This window comes from Roseivirga sp. YIW32 (genome assembly GCF_057219245.1).
The window spans coordinates 1-16,712 of record NZ_JBXVVG010000002.1; the positions used below are offsets into that span (position 1 = coordinate 1).

Here is a 16,712-nt window from a genome sequence, read left to right on the forward strand (position 1 = left end):
GGATCTGACCAATTAGACGCTTCTACAATAGCTAACTCATGGTTATATCTAATCGCCGATCCCTCGCAGTAAACGTAAAACTTCTAAGGCTTTCAAACCCCTTAAGTCTTATTCGAAAACTCACCATTGTGAGCCCCCACTTTTTTACACTTTCTAAACCTTCGTTCCGAAAGCGGATGCAAAGGTAAGAAGATGTTTTGATTCCAACCTATAAATCAAGAAAAATATTTTCAGTGATTGGTCAGTTTTTCAAGTTATTCCCTACGCCATTTGCTTAAGGGACTGCAAAGGTAAAACAATAATTTCTTTTGGAAAGCCTTTTGTGAAAAGAAATTCAAAGAAAATTCTTCGGTAAAGCTATCTGCTTAGCGCAGAATAGTTTGTGTTCTATCAGGACCTACAGAAACGATCTTGATCGGAATACCCGTTGCCTTCTCAATGTAGGTGACATAATCCATCAGTTGTTTTGGAAAGTCATCATACGACTTCACATTTGTCAGATCTGTTGTCCAACCCTCCATGGTTTCGTACACCGGGGTGATGTCTTCATCCATTAGCTGAAATGGCATCTCTTCTGTTTCCTTACCATCTGCCAAACGGTACTTTGTGCAGATCTTGATCTCGTCTAAGATCGACAACACATCCGCCTTCATCATGAAAAGCTGTGTTACACCATTGATCATGATCGCGTATTTCAAGGCAGGAAGATCCAACCATCCACAACGCCTAGGTCGACCTGTGGTTGCCCCAAACTCCCTACCTTCATCTTGAATCGCTTTGCCTACCTCGTCAAAAAGCTCGGTTGGAAAAGGGCCTCCTCCTACTCGTGTGCAATAGGCTTTAAAGATTCCGAATACCTCTCCAATGTTTCTTGGAGCAATACCGAGCCCTGTACAGGCACCCGCTGTCATGGTATTGGAACTGGTCACGTATGGATAGCTACCAAAATCAATGTCCAATAAAGAGCCTTGTGCACCTTCCGCCAATACCGTTTCATTGGTATTGATGGCTTCATTGATCATGTACTCTGAGTTGACCAAGTTGAAGCCCCTTAAAAACTCAATGGCATCAAAGAAGGGCGCTTCTACTTCTGAAAGATCATACTCGAACTCATAATGTTCAAGAATGCGTTCATGTTTACTGACCAAATTGCGGTAACGCTCTTCAAAGCCTTCTGCTAAAATATCTCCCACACGCAAGCCATTTCTGGCGATCTTATCTTGGTAGGAAGGTCCTATTCCCTTTAGGGTAGAACCGATCTTATCTTTTCCCTTTGCCTTTTCGTATGCCGCATCAAGCAATTTGTGACTAGGCAAGATCAGCTGTGTCTTTTTCGACAGGTACAAATTGGCCTTGAAATCAATGGTGAAATCAGCTAAGCCTTCAATCTCTTTCTTGAATATCACCGGATCGAGCACTACCCCATTGCCGATGATGTTTTTGATCTGTTGCCTAAAAATTCCGGAAGGGATCTGATGCAACACATGCTTATGTCCATCAAACTCAAGCGTATGCCCGGCATTAGGCCCCCCTTGAAAACGCGCAACAACATTGTATTTTGGAGCGAGGTAATCAACCACTTTTCCCTTGCCTTCATCTCCCCACTGTAAACCTAAAAGTACATCTGCTTTCATTAAACTAATTGATTGCTCCGTTAAGACTGTTGTAAATAATCGATCGCCTCTTCTATCCCATCGGCGATCTTAAAGATGGCTGTTAATTTTGTGATGATCAGTAGTTTTTGCACATGCTCAGACGGATGCATGATCACTACTTCTCCGTCATTGTTACGGAATTTCGTTAAAAGTGTGATCAACACACCGATCCCTGTACTATTGATGTACTTGACTCCTTTAATATTGATGATGCAATTCTTGACCTGTTCACTGATCGCATCATTGGCTACTTCGAGAATACCCGAGCCCATGTCTTCTCCGATCAGATTTCCCTCCAGGGTCAACAATAAATAGTCGTGATGAATTTCTGATTTGAATGTCATTGAGCCTCTTTTTCAGATTTCTGCTTAGCGAAAAAGTAGAGCGTATGGTGCATGATCTCAATATCGAACATCTCTTCCAGGGTATTCTTGATGTTTTGAATTCTCGGATCACAAAACTCCTTCACCTCAGAAGAATCTATCATTAATATGTGATCATGCTGCTTATAACCAAAAGACTTTTCGTATTGCGCCATGTTCTTACCAAACTGATGTTTGGTGACCAAATCGCACTCAACCAATAAGTCAAGGGTATTGTACACGGTGGCTCTGCTTACGCGATAATTCTTATTCTTCATACTAATGTACAAAGACTCTACATCGAAGTGACCATCTCTCGAATAGATCTCTTCCAAAATCGCGAAGCGTTCAGGTGTTTTTCTCAAGGACTTATTCTCGAGATAAGCCGTGAAAATCTTCTTTACTTCATCAAAAACACCTTGGTTCAAGGCCATATCAACTCTGTTAGATTGCAAATATAATACTTTGTAGAATCTATAAATCCTCCTTGGATTCAAATCGACTCACTCCCATAACGCCTTGTACCTTTTCTAGTTTTGCGATGAGTTCGTCAAGGTGGGCAGTATTGTTGATATATAACCTAATCTGTCCATCAAAAATTCCAGTTTCTGTATCAATACTGATCGATCGCATGTTGACTTTCAGTTCATTTGAAATGATATCGGTCACATCTCGCATGAGGCCTACTCGATCCGTTCCGATGATGCGCAAGCCTGCCAAGAAAGCCGACTGTTGTTTTGAGAGCCACTTGGCCTTCACGATTCTGTTGCCATGATTTGACAGCAACTCCGGGGCATTGGGACAGGTGGTCCGATGAATCTTTATGCCCTCATTGATCGTGACAAAGCCAAACACATCATCCCCTGGGATCGGATTGCAGCATTTTGCAAACTTGTAATCGATCACGTCCATGTTCTCTCCGATCAGGAGAATGTCGTGCCCATTGTCTTTGACCTTGCTGAAGTCATCCGAAAAAGCAGATTTATTGGTTTTGGATCGCCTCGTTTTGCTCTTTTCGGTTTTAAAGTCCTTATACTTTTTAATGTCCGCCGGGTCGATCAGGCCTTTACCTACCTTATAATAGAAATCCGTAATGGTTTTTTCTTCAAAAAAGGCACGCAATTGGTTCGCCACATCACCATCAAAAGGCACTTTCATCTGTTTGAGCTTTCGCTGAATGATCTCCTTCCCATCGGCGGCCGCTAATTTCTTGGCCTCCTTGAGGGTGTCCTTGATCTTGGATTTGGCCTTTGAGGTCACCACGAACCGCAGCCAGTCTTCATTCGGCTTTTGTTTGGACGAGGTCAGTATTTCGATCTGATCACCATTATGCAATTTGTAGTTGAGAGGAACCAGTTTGTTGTTGACTTTTGCCCCCAGACACCGCGCGCCCACTTCCGTATGGATATCGAAGGCGAAATCGAGTGCAGTTGCCCCGGCGGGTAGGATCTTCAAATCGCCTTTTGGGGTAAAGACGAAAACTTCTTCATTAAATAAGTTGCCCCTAAAATCATCTACGAATTCAATGGCATTGGTGTCATCCTGCTCCAGGATGTCCCGCACTTTCTGAATCCACATTTCAAGGCCCGACTCATGAGCCGGCGACATGCCATCTTTGTACTTCCAATGTGCTGCATAGCCCTTTTCAGCAATCTCATCCATTCGTTTGGTTCTGATCTGCACCTCGACCCACTTTCCTTTACGACTCATTACCGTTGTGTGCAGCGACTCATAGCCGTTGGCCTTTGGCGTACTCACCCAGTCCCGTAAGCGATCTGGATTAGGCATATAAAAATCCGTCACGATGGAATATACCTGCCAACATGCAGATTTTTCATGCTGAAGATCCGTATCAATGATGATCCGCACCGCAAACAAGTCATACACCTCTTCAAAAGGTATGTCTTGTTTCTTCATCTTATTCCAGATGGAATAGATGGACTTAGGTCTTCCTTTAACCTCAAAATGCAAACCCGTTTTGTCCAGCTCATCTGAAATTGGATTGATAAACCCACGGATGAAACGGGTTCTTGATGCCTTGCTTTCGGCAACTTTTTCTACGATCTGCTCATATACTTCAGGCTCAGTATACTTCAACCAAAGGTCTTCCAATTCCGATTTGATGGCATAAAGGCCCAGCCTATGGGCCAAAGGCGCATAGAGATAAATGGTTTCTGAAATGATCTTGAGTTGCTTGTGACGAGGCATGCTCCCTAACGTGCGCATGTTATGGAGTCGATCGGCCAATTTGACCAAGATCACCCGGACGTCGTCCGAAAGGGTCAGTAACATTTTTCTGAAGTTCTCCGCTTGCTGTGAAGAACCGTGATCAAAAACCCCTGATATTTTGGTTAGGCCATCGATGATGCGTGCCACTTTGGGGCCAAAATCTTCGGCAATCTCCTCCAGCTCGATGTCTGTATCTTCTACCACATCATGTAGCAATGCCGATACGATGGAAGTCGTACCAAGTCCGATCTCTTCTACACAGATCTGTGCCACCGCGAGAGGATGATAAATGTATGGCTCTCCAGACTTTCGACGCATTTCTTTGTGCGCCTCTAGTGAGGTATTGAATGCCTTTTTAATGACCTTCGCGTCGTCGTCTTTTAAAAAGGGTTTCGCTTTCCGCAGTAGCCTTCTGTACCTCCGAATTATCTCTTTTCTTTCTTCTTCTAAGTCAACCGCGATCATAGAGTAAATTTAATCAGAATTTGTGTTGTAGCCTTACAAATATTTCAGGAGAATATTGTTGCATTAAAAAGTATTCCACTTACCTTTGCATTCCATTTTCAAACACATAGGCGGATGTGGCGAAATTGGTAGACGCACTAGACTTAGGATCTAGCGCCTCCGGGCATGGGGGTTCGAGTCCCTCCATCCGCACAAAAGGAACCCTCGGTCGCAAGATTTGAGGGTTTTTATTTATTGTCAACATAAAAAGAGTTAGTAGTGGATATCACGTTAGACAAAAAAGATTCGAATGTCGCTTCTATTAAAGTTACACTAAAGGAAGCTGATTATCAATCGAAGGTGGACGAAAAGATCAAGGATTACAGCAAGAAAGCACAGATCAAGGGTTTTCGTCCAGGCAAAGTTCCACAAGGAGTCATCAAGAAAATGTATGGTAAGTCGATCCTTGTCGACGAGATCAACCACCTGGTTGGCCATGCAGTACAAGATTACATCAAAGACAATGAGCTGAAGATCTTAGGAGAACCCATTCCGAATCAGGAAGCGATCAATCAGGTCGACTGGGATACTCAACAAGATTTCGAGTTCGAATACAACATTGGTTTGGTAGACGAATTTGACGTGGCCCTTGACAAAAAGGTGAAAGTAACTGCCTACGAGATCGAGGCGGATAAAAAAGTACTTGACGAGACCTTAGAGAATGTCAGAACCCAATTTGGCACAATGACCAACCCGGACAAAAGTGAAGCGGGCGACGTCCTTTTTGGTACCTTGAAACAAGGTGACTTCTCTCACGATACCACCATTGACTTGAACGACCTAGCCAAAACCCATGCGAAAAATTTTGTGGGCAAAGCGAAAGGCGATGAGATCTCCGTTGACTTAGCAAAACTTTACAAAGAAGAATCAAAAAGAGCTGCTCAATTGGGCAAAACTGCAGATGAGCTGGCTGGAATGGACATGAACTTTGTATTTGAAGTCAAAAACGTCAATCGAAGAGCCTTGGCAGAAATGAACCAAGAGCTATTTGACAAAACCTTTGGCCCGAACACAGTTTCAAGCGAGGAAGAGTTTTTGGCTAAGATCAAAGACACCATCTCCGAAAACTATGCAAGAGAGACGCAGGCCTATTTGACCAAATCGATCCAAGATGCCTTGGTTGCCAAGACGGCGATTTCTCTTCCAGATGACTTTTTGAAAGAATGGTTGAAATTAACTGGCGAAGGCAAAGTCACTGATGAGGACATCAAAAAGGAATACGGCCTTTATGCCGATCAGCTTCGTTGGAACTTAATTTCCGGTGAGATCGCCAAGCAGCATGACATCAAACCAGAGCACGAAGATATCAAGGCGGCCACTCGTCAAATGATAGAAGCGCAATTTATGGGATCAGGCATGGGTCAGTTTGCTGACCAGATGGATGCCTTTGTTGAAAACTACTTGCAAGGAGAAAATGGCCAAAACTACATGAAGGTGGCTGAGCAAGTGCAAGGCGACAAAGTGATCGAATTCATCAAAGAAAAGATCACCATCTCGAACAAAAAAGTGAGTCTTGACAAATTCAAAGAGATTGTTGAGAACTAAAGCGACTTACAGCATGTTAAAAAAGAGTCCTTTGGTAGAAGGGCTTTTTTTTTAAATTTGTTAGGCTTAGAGCAATAAAATCGAATGATAAATAAAGAAGAATTCAGAAAATACGCCATCCACAACCAAGGGGTGAGCGGTACCTCAATAGATAAGTACGCCAATTACATCGAGAACATGACACGCTCCGTGATCGAAGAAAGACCGACTCGTTTTGCTGAGATCGATGTTTTTTCTCGTTTGATCATGGACCGTATCATCTTTTTGGGTATGCAGGTAGACGATAACATTGCGAACATCATTACGGCACAACTCCTCTTCTTAGAGTCTGTCGATCCGAATAGAGACATTGTGATGTACATCAACAGCCCTGGAGGCTCTGTCTATGCCGGTTTGGGCATGTACGACACGATGCATTTCGTTAAGCCAGATGTCGCAACGATCTGTACGGGCTTGGCTGCATCCATGGGGGCCGTCTTACTTGCCGGAGGGGCAGAAAATAAGCGCTCTGCTTTGCAGCATTCGCGCATTATGATTCACCAGCCGATGAGCGGGATGCAAGGACAGGCTTCTGATATGGAAATCTCTTTGAAACAAACCCTTGAAGTGAAAAAGGATTTGTACAACATTCTCTCAAAGCACTCAGGACAAACTTATGCCAAGATCGAAAAGGATTCTGATCGTGATTATTGGATGAGAGCTGAGGAAGCGAAAAAATATGGCCTCATTGATGAGGTATTAACAAGAAAATAAAGAGCATGGCAGAGGTTACCTGTTCATTTTGTGGGCGTAATAAGAAAGATGTTGACCTGATGATATCAGGTATTCATGCGCATATATGCAATCATTGCATCACGCAAGCCAACCAAATTCTTTCCGAAGAATTGAAAACCAAATCTTCGGACGACGCTCCAAAGTTCAACCTGATCAAACCCGTCGAGATAAAAAAGTATCTCGACCAATATGTGGTTGGACAGGATGAGGCCAAAAAGGTGATCTCTGTTGCGGTCTATAACCACTACAAACGCCTGATTCAAAAAAAGGTAGATGATGATATCGTGATTGAAAAATCAAACATCATTATGGTGGGCGAGACGGGAACCGGTAAGACCTACATCGCACGAACGCTTGCGAATATTTTGCAAGTCCCTTTTTGTATTGCAGATGCGACCGTCTTGACGGAAGCAGGATATGTGGGTGAAGATGTTGAAAGCATCTTGACCCGCTTACTTCAGTCGGCCAATTACGACGTAGAGGCCGCTGAAAGGGGCATCATTTACATTGATGAGATCGACAAGATCGCTCGAAAGTCAGATAACCCGTCGATCACACGAGATGTGAGTGGTGAAGGTGTTCAGCAAGCCTTGTTGAAATTATTGGAAGGCACAGCGGTGAATGTACCGCCTCAAGGTGGCAGAAAGCACCCGGATCAGAAAATGATCTCGGTCGATACGAAGAACATCTTGTTTATCTGTGGTGGCGCCTTTGATGGCATTGCGCGAAATATCGCCAATCGTTTAAATACCCAACCGCTAGGCTTTGCTTCTAAGAAGGAATCGCACTTGGAAATTGACCGTGATAATTTACATCAGTACGTCAATGCACAGGATTTAAAAAATTACGGATTGATCCCGGAATTGATCGGACGTCTACCCATCGTAACGCATCTGAATCCACTGACCATCGATATCCTCAAAAGCATTCTCACCGAACCGAAAAATGCCTTGACCAAACAGTACGCAAAGCTGTTCGAAATGGAAGACATCAGTCTAGCCTTCGACGATGACGCCTTGGAGTACATTGTGGAAAAAGCCATGGAGTTCAAGTTAGGTGCCAGAGGCCTGCGTTCCATCTGTGAGGCCATCATGACAGAAGCCATGTATGAATTACCCTCAGACGAGAATGCGAAATCTCTTCACATTGACAAGACTTACGCAAAAGACCAATTTGAAAAGTCGAAGTTCAAAAAGCTCAAGGTGGCGTAGTGCGTAGTGCGTAGTGCGAAAAAACGGAAAAAATCCTCGTCCTTAATTGATCTGAGTTTATCAATCTAGAGGTTGTGTTTGGTATTTGACAGCACCTTATTGCCGGCCTACTTAAAAGAGATTCCACTTCTAAATCTTAGCAATAAATTCAGACAAGCGGGATTGAACCCTCTCCTTTAGGCGCTAGCCAAAGTACTCAACAAAGTTTCGAGGCGTTTCATAGAGCTTCAAGGAATGCAATTCACCTGTTTCGCAAATTGACTTGATCTTAGGTGCCAAGATCTTCCAGAACTCCATCACTAAGATCTCGCAGCTGGCCATTTTGCCCTGCATAAAATCCACATCCAGGTTGAGGTTCTTATGATCCACTTTGTCGATGATCTCTTCCTTGATCAGGATCGATAAGGCCTTCAGATCAATCACGAAACCTGTTTCAGGGTCAGGTTCTCCTTTCACCGTGGTGATCAGCTCAAAGTTGTGCCCATGCCAATTCACATTGGCGCAAGGACCGAAAACTTCTACATTCTTTTCTTCACTCCAGTTCGGATTGTACAGCTTGTGTGCCGCATTAAAGTGTTCTTTCCGACTAACGTAAACCATCTACTCTGAATTTGACGGCAAATATACGCGCTAAATCTTTAACTTTGGGCATCAAAATAGAGCATCATGATCGTAGTTACAGGCGCCGCAGGTTTTATTGGAAGTTGTCTTATCAGCAAACTCAATCAAGAAGGTTTTCGTGCCATTGTTGCAGTCGATCATTTTGGTGATACAGCAAAGCAAAAAAACTTAGCCGGTAAGCAGATCCAGGCCTTTGTCGAAAGAGCAGAATTCAGCGACTGGCTCGATGTGCAACAAGATCGGGTGGAGTTCATCTTTCATCTAGGTGCCCGGACCGATACAGCCGAATTTGATCGGGCGCTGTTAGAAGAGCTCAATACGACTTACAGCAAAAAGGTATGGGAGCAATGCATCGCTTATCAGATCCCACTGGTTTATGCCTCGTCGGCGGCCACCTATGGCTTGGGCGAATTAGGCTATGCCGATGACCATGCCATCATTCCTGATCTACAGCCGCTGAACCCTTATGGCGAATCAAAAAATGCTTTCGATCAATGGGTACTTCAACAAGAAACAACGCCTTTCTTCTGGGCAGGGCTCAAGTTCTTCAACGTTTACGGACCGAATGAATACCACAAAGGTAGAATGGCCTCCGTGATCATGCATGCCTTTACGCAAATCTCTGCAACAGGGCACATGAAACTGTTCCGTTCTCATCATCCCGACTTCAAAGATGGTGAGCAAATGCGAGATTTTGTATACGTCAAAGATGTGGTTGACGTGTGTTACTTCCTGATGCATCATCGCAAAGATTCAGCGATCTATAATTTAGGAAGTGGCCAAGCCAGAACCTTCTTAGACCTTGTGCGCGCGACATTTGCTGCGATGGGCAAAGAGGAATCCATTTCATTCATTGACACCCCTGAAGACATTAGAGATAAATACCAGTATTTTACTGAAGCCAAAATGGAAAAACTAAAGAAAATTGGCTTCACACAGCCATTTACCTCACTCGAAGCCGGAGTTACTGACTATGTGCAAGAGTATTTACAGCAAGAGCGATATTTTTAGGAATAATATTTGCTGTGTTTAGTAAATTGTAACAGCTTTTAATCAACAACTATGAAAAAACTACATACACTTAGCCTAACCTTGGTTGTCGCTTTCTTCCTTGCCTCATGTGCGAGCGGTGGAGCTAGCGCGCCAAAATCTGCAGATGCTGAAAAAGATTATTCGAATTACACCTCTCTTGTGCAGGTATTGCGTTCGGTACCCGGTGTTCAGGTTTCGGGAACTTTATCAAACCCTAACATCGTCTTAAGAGGTGGGGGTAGTGGAGGCATCAACAACCTACAGCCTTTGTTTGTCATTGATGGACAGATCGTGGGTACTAGTTATGAACAAGCCAATGGCTTAGTAGCTCCAGATAACATCAAATCGGTCAGGGCATTAACCGGTCTTGCGGCTACTAACCGATATGGACAAGAAGGCGGTGGTGGTGTGATCTTGATCACCACGAAAGCGGCCGACAATAAATAAAAACTAAAGAGAGGATCATTGGATAATGATCCTCTTGAATATTCTTCTCTCCCCGAGGCTTGCCTCTACAATGTAGAGACCCGGTTTTAACTCTTGTGTTCGGATGTGGTGTTCTGTACCAGCACTTACATTGAGTAACTGCTCTACATACACACTCCGACCGTTCAAATCAATTACTTTTAAATCCACATTGCGCGTTTGAAACGAGCCGGTGAAGCGAAGATAAAATTCATTGTTCGCTTCAACTGGGTTTGGAAATACGGTCATTTCCAGCTTCTCATCGATTTGATCAGGCAGCACATCGGTAACCACATTCTCAAAATAGCTTAGGGCATAGTCAAACGCCTTGTTTCCAATATATTCGCCCATTATGCGACCAGGTAAATCATCTGCCGGAGGATGAATACCTCCCCAAATTCGAGATAAACTGGTTTGATCCGATGCATCGCGATAGGTCGCCCACTGCAAATGAACATCAACACTTGGTCCTTCCTCAAAGACCAAAAACTCATTCCTTGGTGCCGTGAATTCTCCCACGCCTCCCGGAAAGAACTCGTCTCCTGTAAGTCTGGTCATGACTTCTGCTGCGGCTCTAGAAAAAGTAGAGTGCCCCGAGACAAAGCCGGCAAATGGTGGGGTAACGAAAGAAGGCCGCTGATAAGGCCACCAATTCTCTGCCAAGATCCAACCGACACCTGCTTCATCTACTTCAGGATCATCTATATAGTCTGGTCCTCTCCAGGCAAACAGTTTGATCTTGCCTACATGCTCATTGTTTGCCCCGGCCAAGGCGTCGCCTGACCTGACCAATTCGACATATCCTTCATACAACGGAATGCCATGGACGTGGTAAGAGAGATCATTGGGGTCAGTACTTTGCCCTTGATCCGCCATGTAGCGAATGGCAGAAACCGGTCGGATATAATCGTAATAGCCCTTTACACTCCAGGCCGATACAGCCGCATCATGCATGGCACCTCCTAAAGTAAAATAAGAAACGATATCCCATTCCAGATCAGATAGCTCTCTACCCTCTCCACCTAACCGCTTTTCTAACAATTCATGATCGGAGACGTAATTAAGAATGGTAAACCAATGTCCAGGCGGCGTTTCTGAGTCTGGACCATCTGCCCAGAATTCAGCCAATACTCTGGCATAATCCTCTCTCGGCACAATATTCTCGGGGTAGGGCTGCCCTGTATGCGGGTTGATATCATGTCCTGTTCCAGGATCACCTCCATCAAACGTATCATAAAAGTCTCTATAGGCTGAATATGCCCTTGGGTAATTTTCAATGCTATAGTTACCTTTTGCCCCTGGAGAAATGTCCCACATGACGCCATCATTCCCTAGGTGGCTCGACCAAATAGAGACTAATGTGAAGCCCCACTTGTATTCCTCTGCCAATTCAGTATCCAACATCGGTGGAGCACCGGGGTCGACATAGACCTGGTATTGATCTCCATCTCGGCTGTGTGTGGTCATGTCTTCTTCACCTAAGGAGAAAGGCCAAACATTACCCCATTCAGGACTTAAAAAATCAGGGGTGTTGTCGCTCACCACGTTCCCGGACTGATCAATAAAAACATCCAAGGTCAAGGGTTGCCAATGATTCGGTGATGACATGTTTGGGTTACCATTTCCATTCATCACCAAAGGATCGTTCTTGGGTTCGTAAAAAAGATTGGCGTAATCATTTTCTTGGTTGGCACCATCCAAGTAACCGTATTCGATCATACAGGACCCCACATAATTGCCCAAGGCACGAGGGTCGTTGGTAGAGTAATCTGTGGACGTAAAGTCGATATCATAACCCAGCTCATCCATTAGCGCGTCTATTCTGGCCGAGACCTCAACAGCTCCAGGACTTATGGCGAAACGATTCGTCAGTATGCGATACGCTGCGTAGCTAATGGCTGCTTTGATGTCTTCTTGGTTTTTTGCCCATGAAACATTGGCATCATAAGCACAGAAATAGCCATTTTTTTCTTTACCTAATAAATAGGTGTTGAGGTTTGGATCAAAAGTGGCGTAGACGTCGTACATGGCTGCTGAAGTATGAAATAGGTTGCGCGCATGTACCGTAGGTCGTGCAAAATCGTTGCGAATGGCATGTAATAATTCTTCATTCCATGTGCGTGCGATAGAATGGGACAAATCGAACTCAAAATTCTCTTCTGTGATCACGGGTTCTAAGGTTCTGGAAGTGAACCCCTCTCCCTCTCTCATCGTATACAATTGGTTCACTGACAGGTTTTGGTACTCATCAATTTGACCACTTGGCCACACCAATCGCAGCTGATCTATGGTTTCAAACTGGGCCAAACCAAAGTGCATTGGTTTAAAACTCTGACGCCCTACACCAACCCCATGATACAGTTGTTTATACTTTTTCCCATCCAAGGTGATCGTCACTTCAGTTCCAAAACCACTACGGTTCGAATCAGCTCCTTCAAAATATAGTTGTAGCCAATTGCGGTTCGAAAAATCGGTGCCCGTTATTACTGTATTCTTTAACAAAAAAGGCTCGTTGTTTCGGTTACTAAACAGGAGGTCTATGTCACCATCACTGTCAAAGTCAAATGATTCTATACCGAAAGCACCTCCTGGTTTATACACACCAGACTGTGTAGAAATGTCAGTATAAATGTCTCGGTTCTGATCTAGCCGGTTGGAAAAAAAATAGTTGAAATCATTATCACCATAAGTTGCTACGGCCAAATCGCCATCCAGGTCGTGATCGGCGTCAAAAAGAGCGATGTCCCAGCCCCAAGCAGTATTCTCTAAGCCGAGCGCTTCTGCACGCTCTTCAAAAAAATAACTATTCCCTTGTTCTGTACTAGCTTCTTCATATTTCCCTACATAAAAAGGATTTGGAGCATTGAAATGAATATTTGTTACGTATAAATCATACAATAAGTCATTATTGTAATCCCCTAGTGCAATACCCATACCATTCCCGCCGTCGTTCATGCCCAGATCAGCAGCAACATTTACGAACCGACCTCCATCATTCCTAAAAAAACTGTTAGGATAACCGTCGTTACTCACATAAATATCCCAATCTCCGTCAAGATCATAGTCAATAGGCATAGCAGCCCAACTCGGATCAACTACGTCGATGCCTAATGACGCGGCTTGCTCCGTGAATGTTTCATCTCCATTATTTACGTAATACCTGTTATGTGTTCTGAAATCAGATATATAAATGTCCAGATCACCGTCATTGTCAAGATCCCACCAGAGAGCAGAGCTGCTGTAGCACTCATCACAACCCCTAACCCCTGCGGTCTCCGTAATATCCTCAAACGTCCCATCACCTAAGTTTTTGTAGAGGTAGTCAAAGCCGTCGTTGCCTAAAAATAGATCGATATACCCATCATTGTTAAAGTCTCCCCATGAAGCACCTGAAGTAATCCCTACGAGGTCATCATACTTTGAATCGCGTGTGTATTGGTTGTGTAAATTGGCTGCGACTGTAACATCAATAAATTTTCCTTTTCCATCGTTGCGATACAATCTTGACCAGGTTGTTGGGTCATTCGCATCATAAATATTGTAGGAGGTAAAGTAAACGTCCAAATGGCCATCGTTATCATAATCGGCAACTGCCACTCCCTGCGAGGCCTTGGTATTACTTAGATCTCCATAGTTTGTATAATCAAGAAAACTTTGAGCTGATAGATATGTCGAAAGAAGACTAAAACCGAACAACAAAACCCTCCTACGCATCGTAATTGACCATTTTATACTTTCAAAGATAAAAAAAAGGGGCTACCAATGGCAACCCCTTTTTATAATATAGTACTAACAGATTATTGTTTCTCTAATCTGAGGGTTCTGTTACCAAAAGAACCAGCAGCAACCGTTACTGCATGACGAATGATGAGCTGATGATTCGCACATTCGAAAGTAAAGTTTCCACCGCCACCATCTAGGAAGGTAATTGTTCCAAACGATGGGTTGGTCCATCCACCCGTATTCGCTGCAGGAGTCAACGTCTGATCAGGGTTTATGGTTACCACATAATCTCCTGATCCTTGGTTGTTTGCTGTGTTACCTTGTAGATTCTGGATGGTGATATCACTATCACCAGGTCCTTGAACAACAGTCACAGTTTGTCCTACCTGGAACCAACCATTACCAAAGGTCACTACATAGGTACCAGGGTAGGTAGACACATCTGGTTCACCTGGACATGCAATAGTCAGAGAGAATCGCATGGCATTAAAATAGCCAGGTTCCTCAAGGTTCTCTTGCGTATTACCAGTGTACACATTGTTATCAAAGTCTGCTGTCAAAGGTTCCATTGTAAAGACAACACCATCATTACGTGTTGCTGTTCCAATGAAGCGAAAGCTCTGACCAAACTCAAAAGTACTTGCATCAACACCTAAACCAGCCGCAACAGCAGCAGCAGTAATGTTGATAGGTACACCATCAGCACCGCCGAAGTCTGTAATGGTATTGACAGCAGTTGTATCAACCACTCCATTACCATCTTTGTCACCACCGATCACACTTATTGTGTATGAGCTCAAGTTGTTATTAGGATCCCAAACTGGGATATCATAAGTCCACGAATCGGGAGTACTTGCGCCGATCAATGGATTGAACGGATCAACGAAACGGACGAATCCACCTCTTTCTAATTTGAAGAACACTTCATTATTGAATGAATCCTCATCTGTACACGCGACAGAGACGATAAGTGCCAATAATGCGGTCCATAATATATTCTTTTTCATATTTCTTAACATTCTAATTATTAGTTAACGAAACCTGGAGGGTTAGTATCCCAGAATACAGGGTCAGTCAAAGACTTGTTCTGTGCAAAGTCAGGATTAGAATTTGAGTTCTGCTCCGACTCAGGATACAACAATGATCTCGGGAATACACCACCTGGAGTTACCTGATCTTGTAAGAAAGATGGGTAACCTGTTCTTCTGTAGTTGTTGTAAGGCAACAATCCTTGCGTAAACGAAGCCAAGTACCACTCTCTGATGATGATGTCCAATTGGCCTGCTGCATCTTCTGCTGCATACTCAGCCAACACTTCAGTCACGTAATCGTCGATCTGTGCATTGGTCATCCCTGATGGATTGAACGCTCTAACTTTCGCCATGGCAATTCGAATACCTGTCTCCAAATACGTTGTCGGATTACCTGTTGTTCCTAACGTCAATGCCGCTTCAGCCAACATAAAGTGCGTCCAAGAAGACAAGTGAATTGGAGCGAAAGCGCCCGCACCCGTTGCTCCAGAAGCTAAGGCTGCAACACCTTGACCTGCGTCGAAAGTACCACCTGCAGGATAGATACCATACGTCGTTCTCAAGTTTTGATCACCCGGGATACCTTCATCATCGGCATGGTCTCTACCGTAGTAGCCATCACCCACATAACAGAAGTCATAACGAGCAACACCCAAACAAGGAACAAGATCAGGGTTTTCATTCACCAAATCTCTATTGGTTTGTCGGTAGAAATAGTATACCAATCTAGGGTCAGCAACAGACATAGAATCTTTCATGTAAGACATCAAGCCGTTACTCATGTAACCACCAGCTCCGTTGATGTAGTTACCCGTAAATAAAGGGTGTCTACTTTCTACCGGAGGTCCGTTCGTTCCATAGTTGAACTGGAAGTCCTCACCGATCTCATCGATCAACTCACCACCAGCTACCAAGCTATTGATGGCAGCAGTTGACGCTCCAGCATCTACTAAACGTGTTTGAAGGGCCATTCTTAATTTTACCGTATTGGCAAATTTAACCCAATCTGCAGCGCTTCCGCCGAAGAAATCATTTACCGGTGCTCTACCACCTGCTTGTAGGTTCGCAATCCCCTCATCGAGTAGTGCCAACACACCTGCATAGATATCTTCCCCGCTATCCAATCCTGGATTAGGGAATTCTTCCGGCTTGTTCGCTTCTGTAAATACAGCAGAACCAATGTAATCCACAAGGTTCAAGTACATCACCGCCTGCATTACCTGCGCAGCGCCGTAGTGATAGGTAAACCCATCTCTTTCAGCAAAAACTTGCAGACCTGCTAGCTGTGTACCTGTAGTGTAGGTTTGACTCCACTCACCATTCATCGTTCCTGCGCCAAAAGCGTAGAAACCGAATTGGTTGACCATTCTCATGGTTTGGTCAGTAGTGAAACCCATTGAGTTCATCTGGTTTCTAAAAGTGAACTGTACCGTGTTGAATAACAAGTCAACGTCAGCAGACTCAAGCGTCAACGCATCCGGATTCTCTTGCAATTCCATATCAAATGTCTCACATGCACTCACTATGAGCACTGCAAAGACAAGTAAAAGAGTTTTATAT

13 protein-coding genes and 1 tRNA gene are annotated in these 16,712 nt (G+C 44.0%); 6 read left to right on the forward strand and 8 right to left on the reverse strand.

Annotation, left to right across the window (positions count from 1 at the left end):
• Positions 1-365 precede the first annotated feature (365 nt).
• Genes AC2D6U_RS08720 through AC2D6U_RS08735 form a run of 4 tightly spaced genes read right to left on the reverse strand, consistent with a single transcriptional unit; the run spans position 366 to position 4,711 of the window.
• A complete protein-coding gene (locus AC2D6U_RS08720; RefSeq protein ID WP_484720594.1) occupies positions 366-1,634 on the reverse strand; it encodes an adenylosuccinate synthase in 1,269 nt (422 codons plus the stop codon).
• A 20-nt stretch (positions 1,635-1,654) separates the two neighbouring features.
• On the reverse strand, positions 1,655-1,999 hold the full coding sequence (locus AC2D6U_RS08725; protein WP_484720595.1) for an STAS domain-containing protein: 345 nt from the start codon (positions 1,997-1,999) through the stop codon (positions 1,655-1,657).
• The gene (locus tag AC2D6U_RS08730; protein ID WP_484720596.1) at positions 1,996-2,451 is read right to left on the reverse strand and encodes a Fur family transcriptional regulator; all 456 of its coding nucleotides are present in this window, start codon (positions 2,449-2,451) and stop codon (positions 1,996-1,998) included. The genes AC2D6U_RS08725 and AC2D6U_RS08730 overlap by 4 nt, the downstream gene beginning before the upstream one ends.
• Positions 2,452-2,491: 40 nt before the next feature.
• Positions 2,492-4,711 (reverse strand): RelA/SpoT family protein, encoded by a 2,220-nt coding sequence (locus AC2D6U_RS08735; protein WP_484720597.1) that lies wholly within the window; start codon positions 4,709-4,711, stop codon positions 2,492-2,494.
• 110 nt (positions 4,712-4,821) lie between these two features.
• Between AC2D6U_RS08735 and AC2D6U_RS08740 the strand changes: the two genes are divergently transcribed.
• The 4 genes from AC2D6U_RS08740 to clpX all read left to right on the forward strand — a co-directional run bounded on the left by AC2D6U_RS08740 (position 4,822) and on the right by clpX (position 8,280).
• Positions 4,822-4,903 (forward strand) — tRNA-Leu (locus tag AC2D6U_RS08740).
• A gap of 66 nt (positions 4,904-4,969) precedes the next feature.
• The gene (tig, locus tag AC2D6U_RS08745) at positions 4,970-6,295 is read left to right on the forward strand and encodes a trigger factor (protein WP_484720598.1); all 1,326 of its coding nucleotides are present in this window, start codon (positions 4,970-4,972) and stop codon (positions 6,293-6,295) included.
• A gap of 84 nt (positions 6,296-6,379) precedes the next feature.
• Entirely contained in the window at positions 6,380-7,048 is a 669-nt protein-coding gene (locus AC2D6U_RS08750; protein WP_484720599.1) for a ClpP family protease, read from the forward strand.
• 5 nt (positions 7,049-7,053) lie between these two features.
• A complete protein-coding gene (clpX, locus tag AC2D6U_RS08755; protein ID WP_484720600.1) occupies positions 7,054-8,280 on the forward strand; it encodes an ATP-dependent Clp protease ATP-binding subunit ClpX in 1,227 nt (408 codons plus the stop codon).
• A 183-nt stretch (positions 8,281-8,463) separates the two neighbouring features.
• Here the strand turns inward: clpX and AC2D6U_RS08760 are convergent, their stop codons facing one another.
• The gene (locus AC2D6U_RS08760) at positions 8,464-8,880 is read right to left on the reverse strand and encodes a 6-pyruvoyl trahydropterin synthase family protein (RefSeq protein ID WP_484720601.1); all 417 of its coding nucleotides are present in this window, start codon (positions 8,878-8,880) and stop codon (positions 8,464-8,466) included.
• Between the two features lie 66 nt (positions 8,881-8,946).
• Here AC2D6U_RS08760 and rfaD point away from each other — a divergent pair, with 66 nt between their 5' ends.
• A complete protein-coding gene (rfaD, locus tag AC2D6U_RS08765; RefSeq protein WP_484720602.1) occupies positions 8,947-9,912 on the forward strand; it encodes an ADP-glyceromanno-heptose 6-epimerase in 966 nt (321 codons plus the stop codon).
• 51 nt (positions 9,913-9,963) lie between these two features.
• Positions 9,964-10,380, forward strand: coding sequence for a TonB-dependent receptor plug domain-containing protein (locus AC2D6U_RS08770; RefSeq protein WP_484720603.1), 417 nt, complete (start codon positions 9,964-9,966; stop codon positions 10,378-10,380).
• A gap of 15 nt (positions 10,381-10,395) precedes the next feature.
• Here AC2D6U_RS08770 and AC2D6U_RS08775 read toward each other — a convergent pair whose 3' ends face one another.
• The 3 genes from AC2D6U_RS08775 to AC2D6U_RS08785 form a co-directional block, all read right to left on the reverse strand.
• The gene (locus AC2D6U_RS08775; RefSeq protein WP_484720604.1) at positions 10,396-13,995 is read right to left on the reverse strand and encodes an FG-GAP-like repeat-containing protein; all 3,600 of its coding nucleotides are present in this window, start codon (positions 13,993-13,995) and stop codon (positions 10,396-10,398) included.
• Between the two features lie 200 nt (positions 13,996-14,195).
• A complete protein-coding gene (locus tag AC2D6U_RS08780; RefSeq protein ID WP_484720605.1) occupies positions 14,196-15,128 on the reverse strand; it encodes a hypothetical protein in 933 nt (310 codons plus the stop codon).
• 20 nt (positions 15,129-15,148) lie between these two features.
• Positions 15,149-16,651 (reverse strand): SusD/RagB family nutrient-binding outer membrane lipoprotein, encoded by a 1,503-nt coding sequence (locus tag AC2D6U_RS08785; protein WP_484720606.1) that lies wholly within the window; start codon positions 16,649-16,651, stop codon positions 15,149-15,151.
• Between the last annotated feature and the right edge of the window lie 61 nt (positions 16,652-16,712).

Bases quoted from the DNA above. Each gene is read 5' to 3' on its own strand.
- AC2D6U_RS08780 (WP_484720605.1), bottom strand. From the start codon at position 15,128: ATGAAAAAGAATATATTATGGACCGCATTATTGGCACTTATCGTCTCT.
- AC2D6U_RS08750 (WP_484720599.1), top strand. From the start codon at position 6,380: ATGATAAATAAAGAAGAATTCAGAAAATACGCCATCCACAACCAAGGG.
- clpX (WP_484720600.1), top strand. From the start codon at position 7,054: ATGGCAGAGGTTACCTGTTCATTTTGTGGGCGTAATAAGAAAGATGTT.
- AC2D6U_RS08760 (WP_484720601.1), bottom strand. From the start codon at position 8,880: ATGGTTTACGTTAGTCGGAAAGAACACTTTAATGCGGCACACAAGCTG.
- AC2D6U_RS08770 (WP_484720603.1), top strand. From the start codon at position 9,964: ATGAAAAAACTACATACACTTAGCCTAACCTTGGTTGTCGCTTTCTTC.
- AC2D6U_RS08785 (WP_484720606.1), bottom strand. From the start codon at position 16,651: ATGGAATTGCAAGAGAATCCGGATGCGTTGACGCTTGAGTCTGCTGAC.
- AC2D6U_RS08735 (WP_484720597.1), bottom strand. From the start codon at position 4,711: ATGATCGCGGTTGACTTAGAAGAAGAAAGAAAAGAGATAATTCGGAGG.
- AC2D6U_RS08725 (WP_484720595.1), bottom strand. From the start codon at position 1,999: ATGACATTCAAATCAGAAATTCATCACGACTATTTATTGTTGACCCTG.
- AC2D6U_RS08730 (WP_484720596.1), bottom strand. From the start codon at position 2,451: ATGGCCTTGAACCAAGGTGTTTTTGATGAAGTAAAGAAGATTTTCACG.
- AC2D6U_RS08720 (WP_484720594.1), bottom strand. From the start codon at position 1,634: ATGAAAGCAGATGTACTTTTAGGTTTACAGTGGGGAGATGAAGGCAAG.
- rfaD (WP_484720602.1), top strand. From the start codon at position 8,947: ATGATCGTAGTTACAGGCGCCGCAGGTTTTATTGGAAGTTGTCTTATC.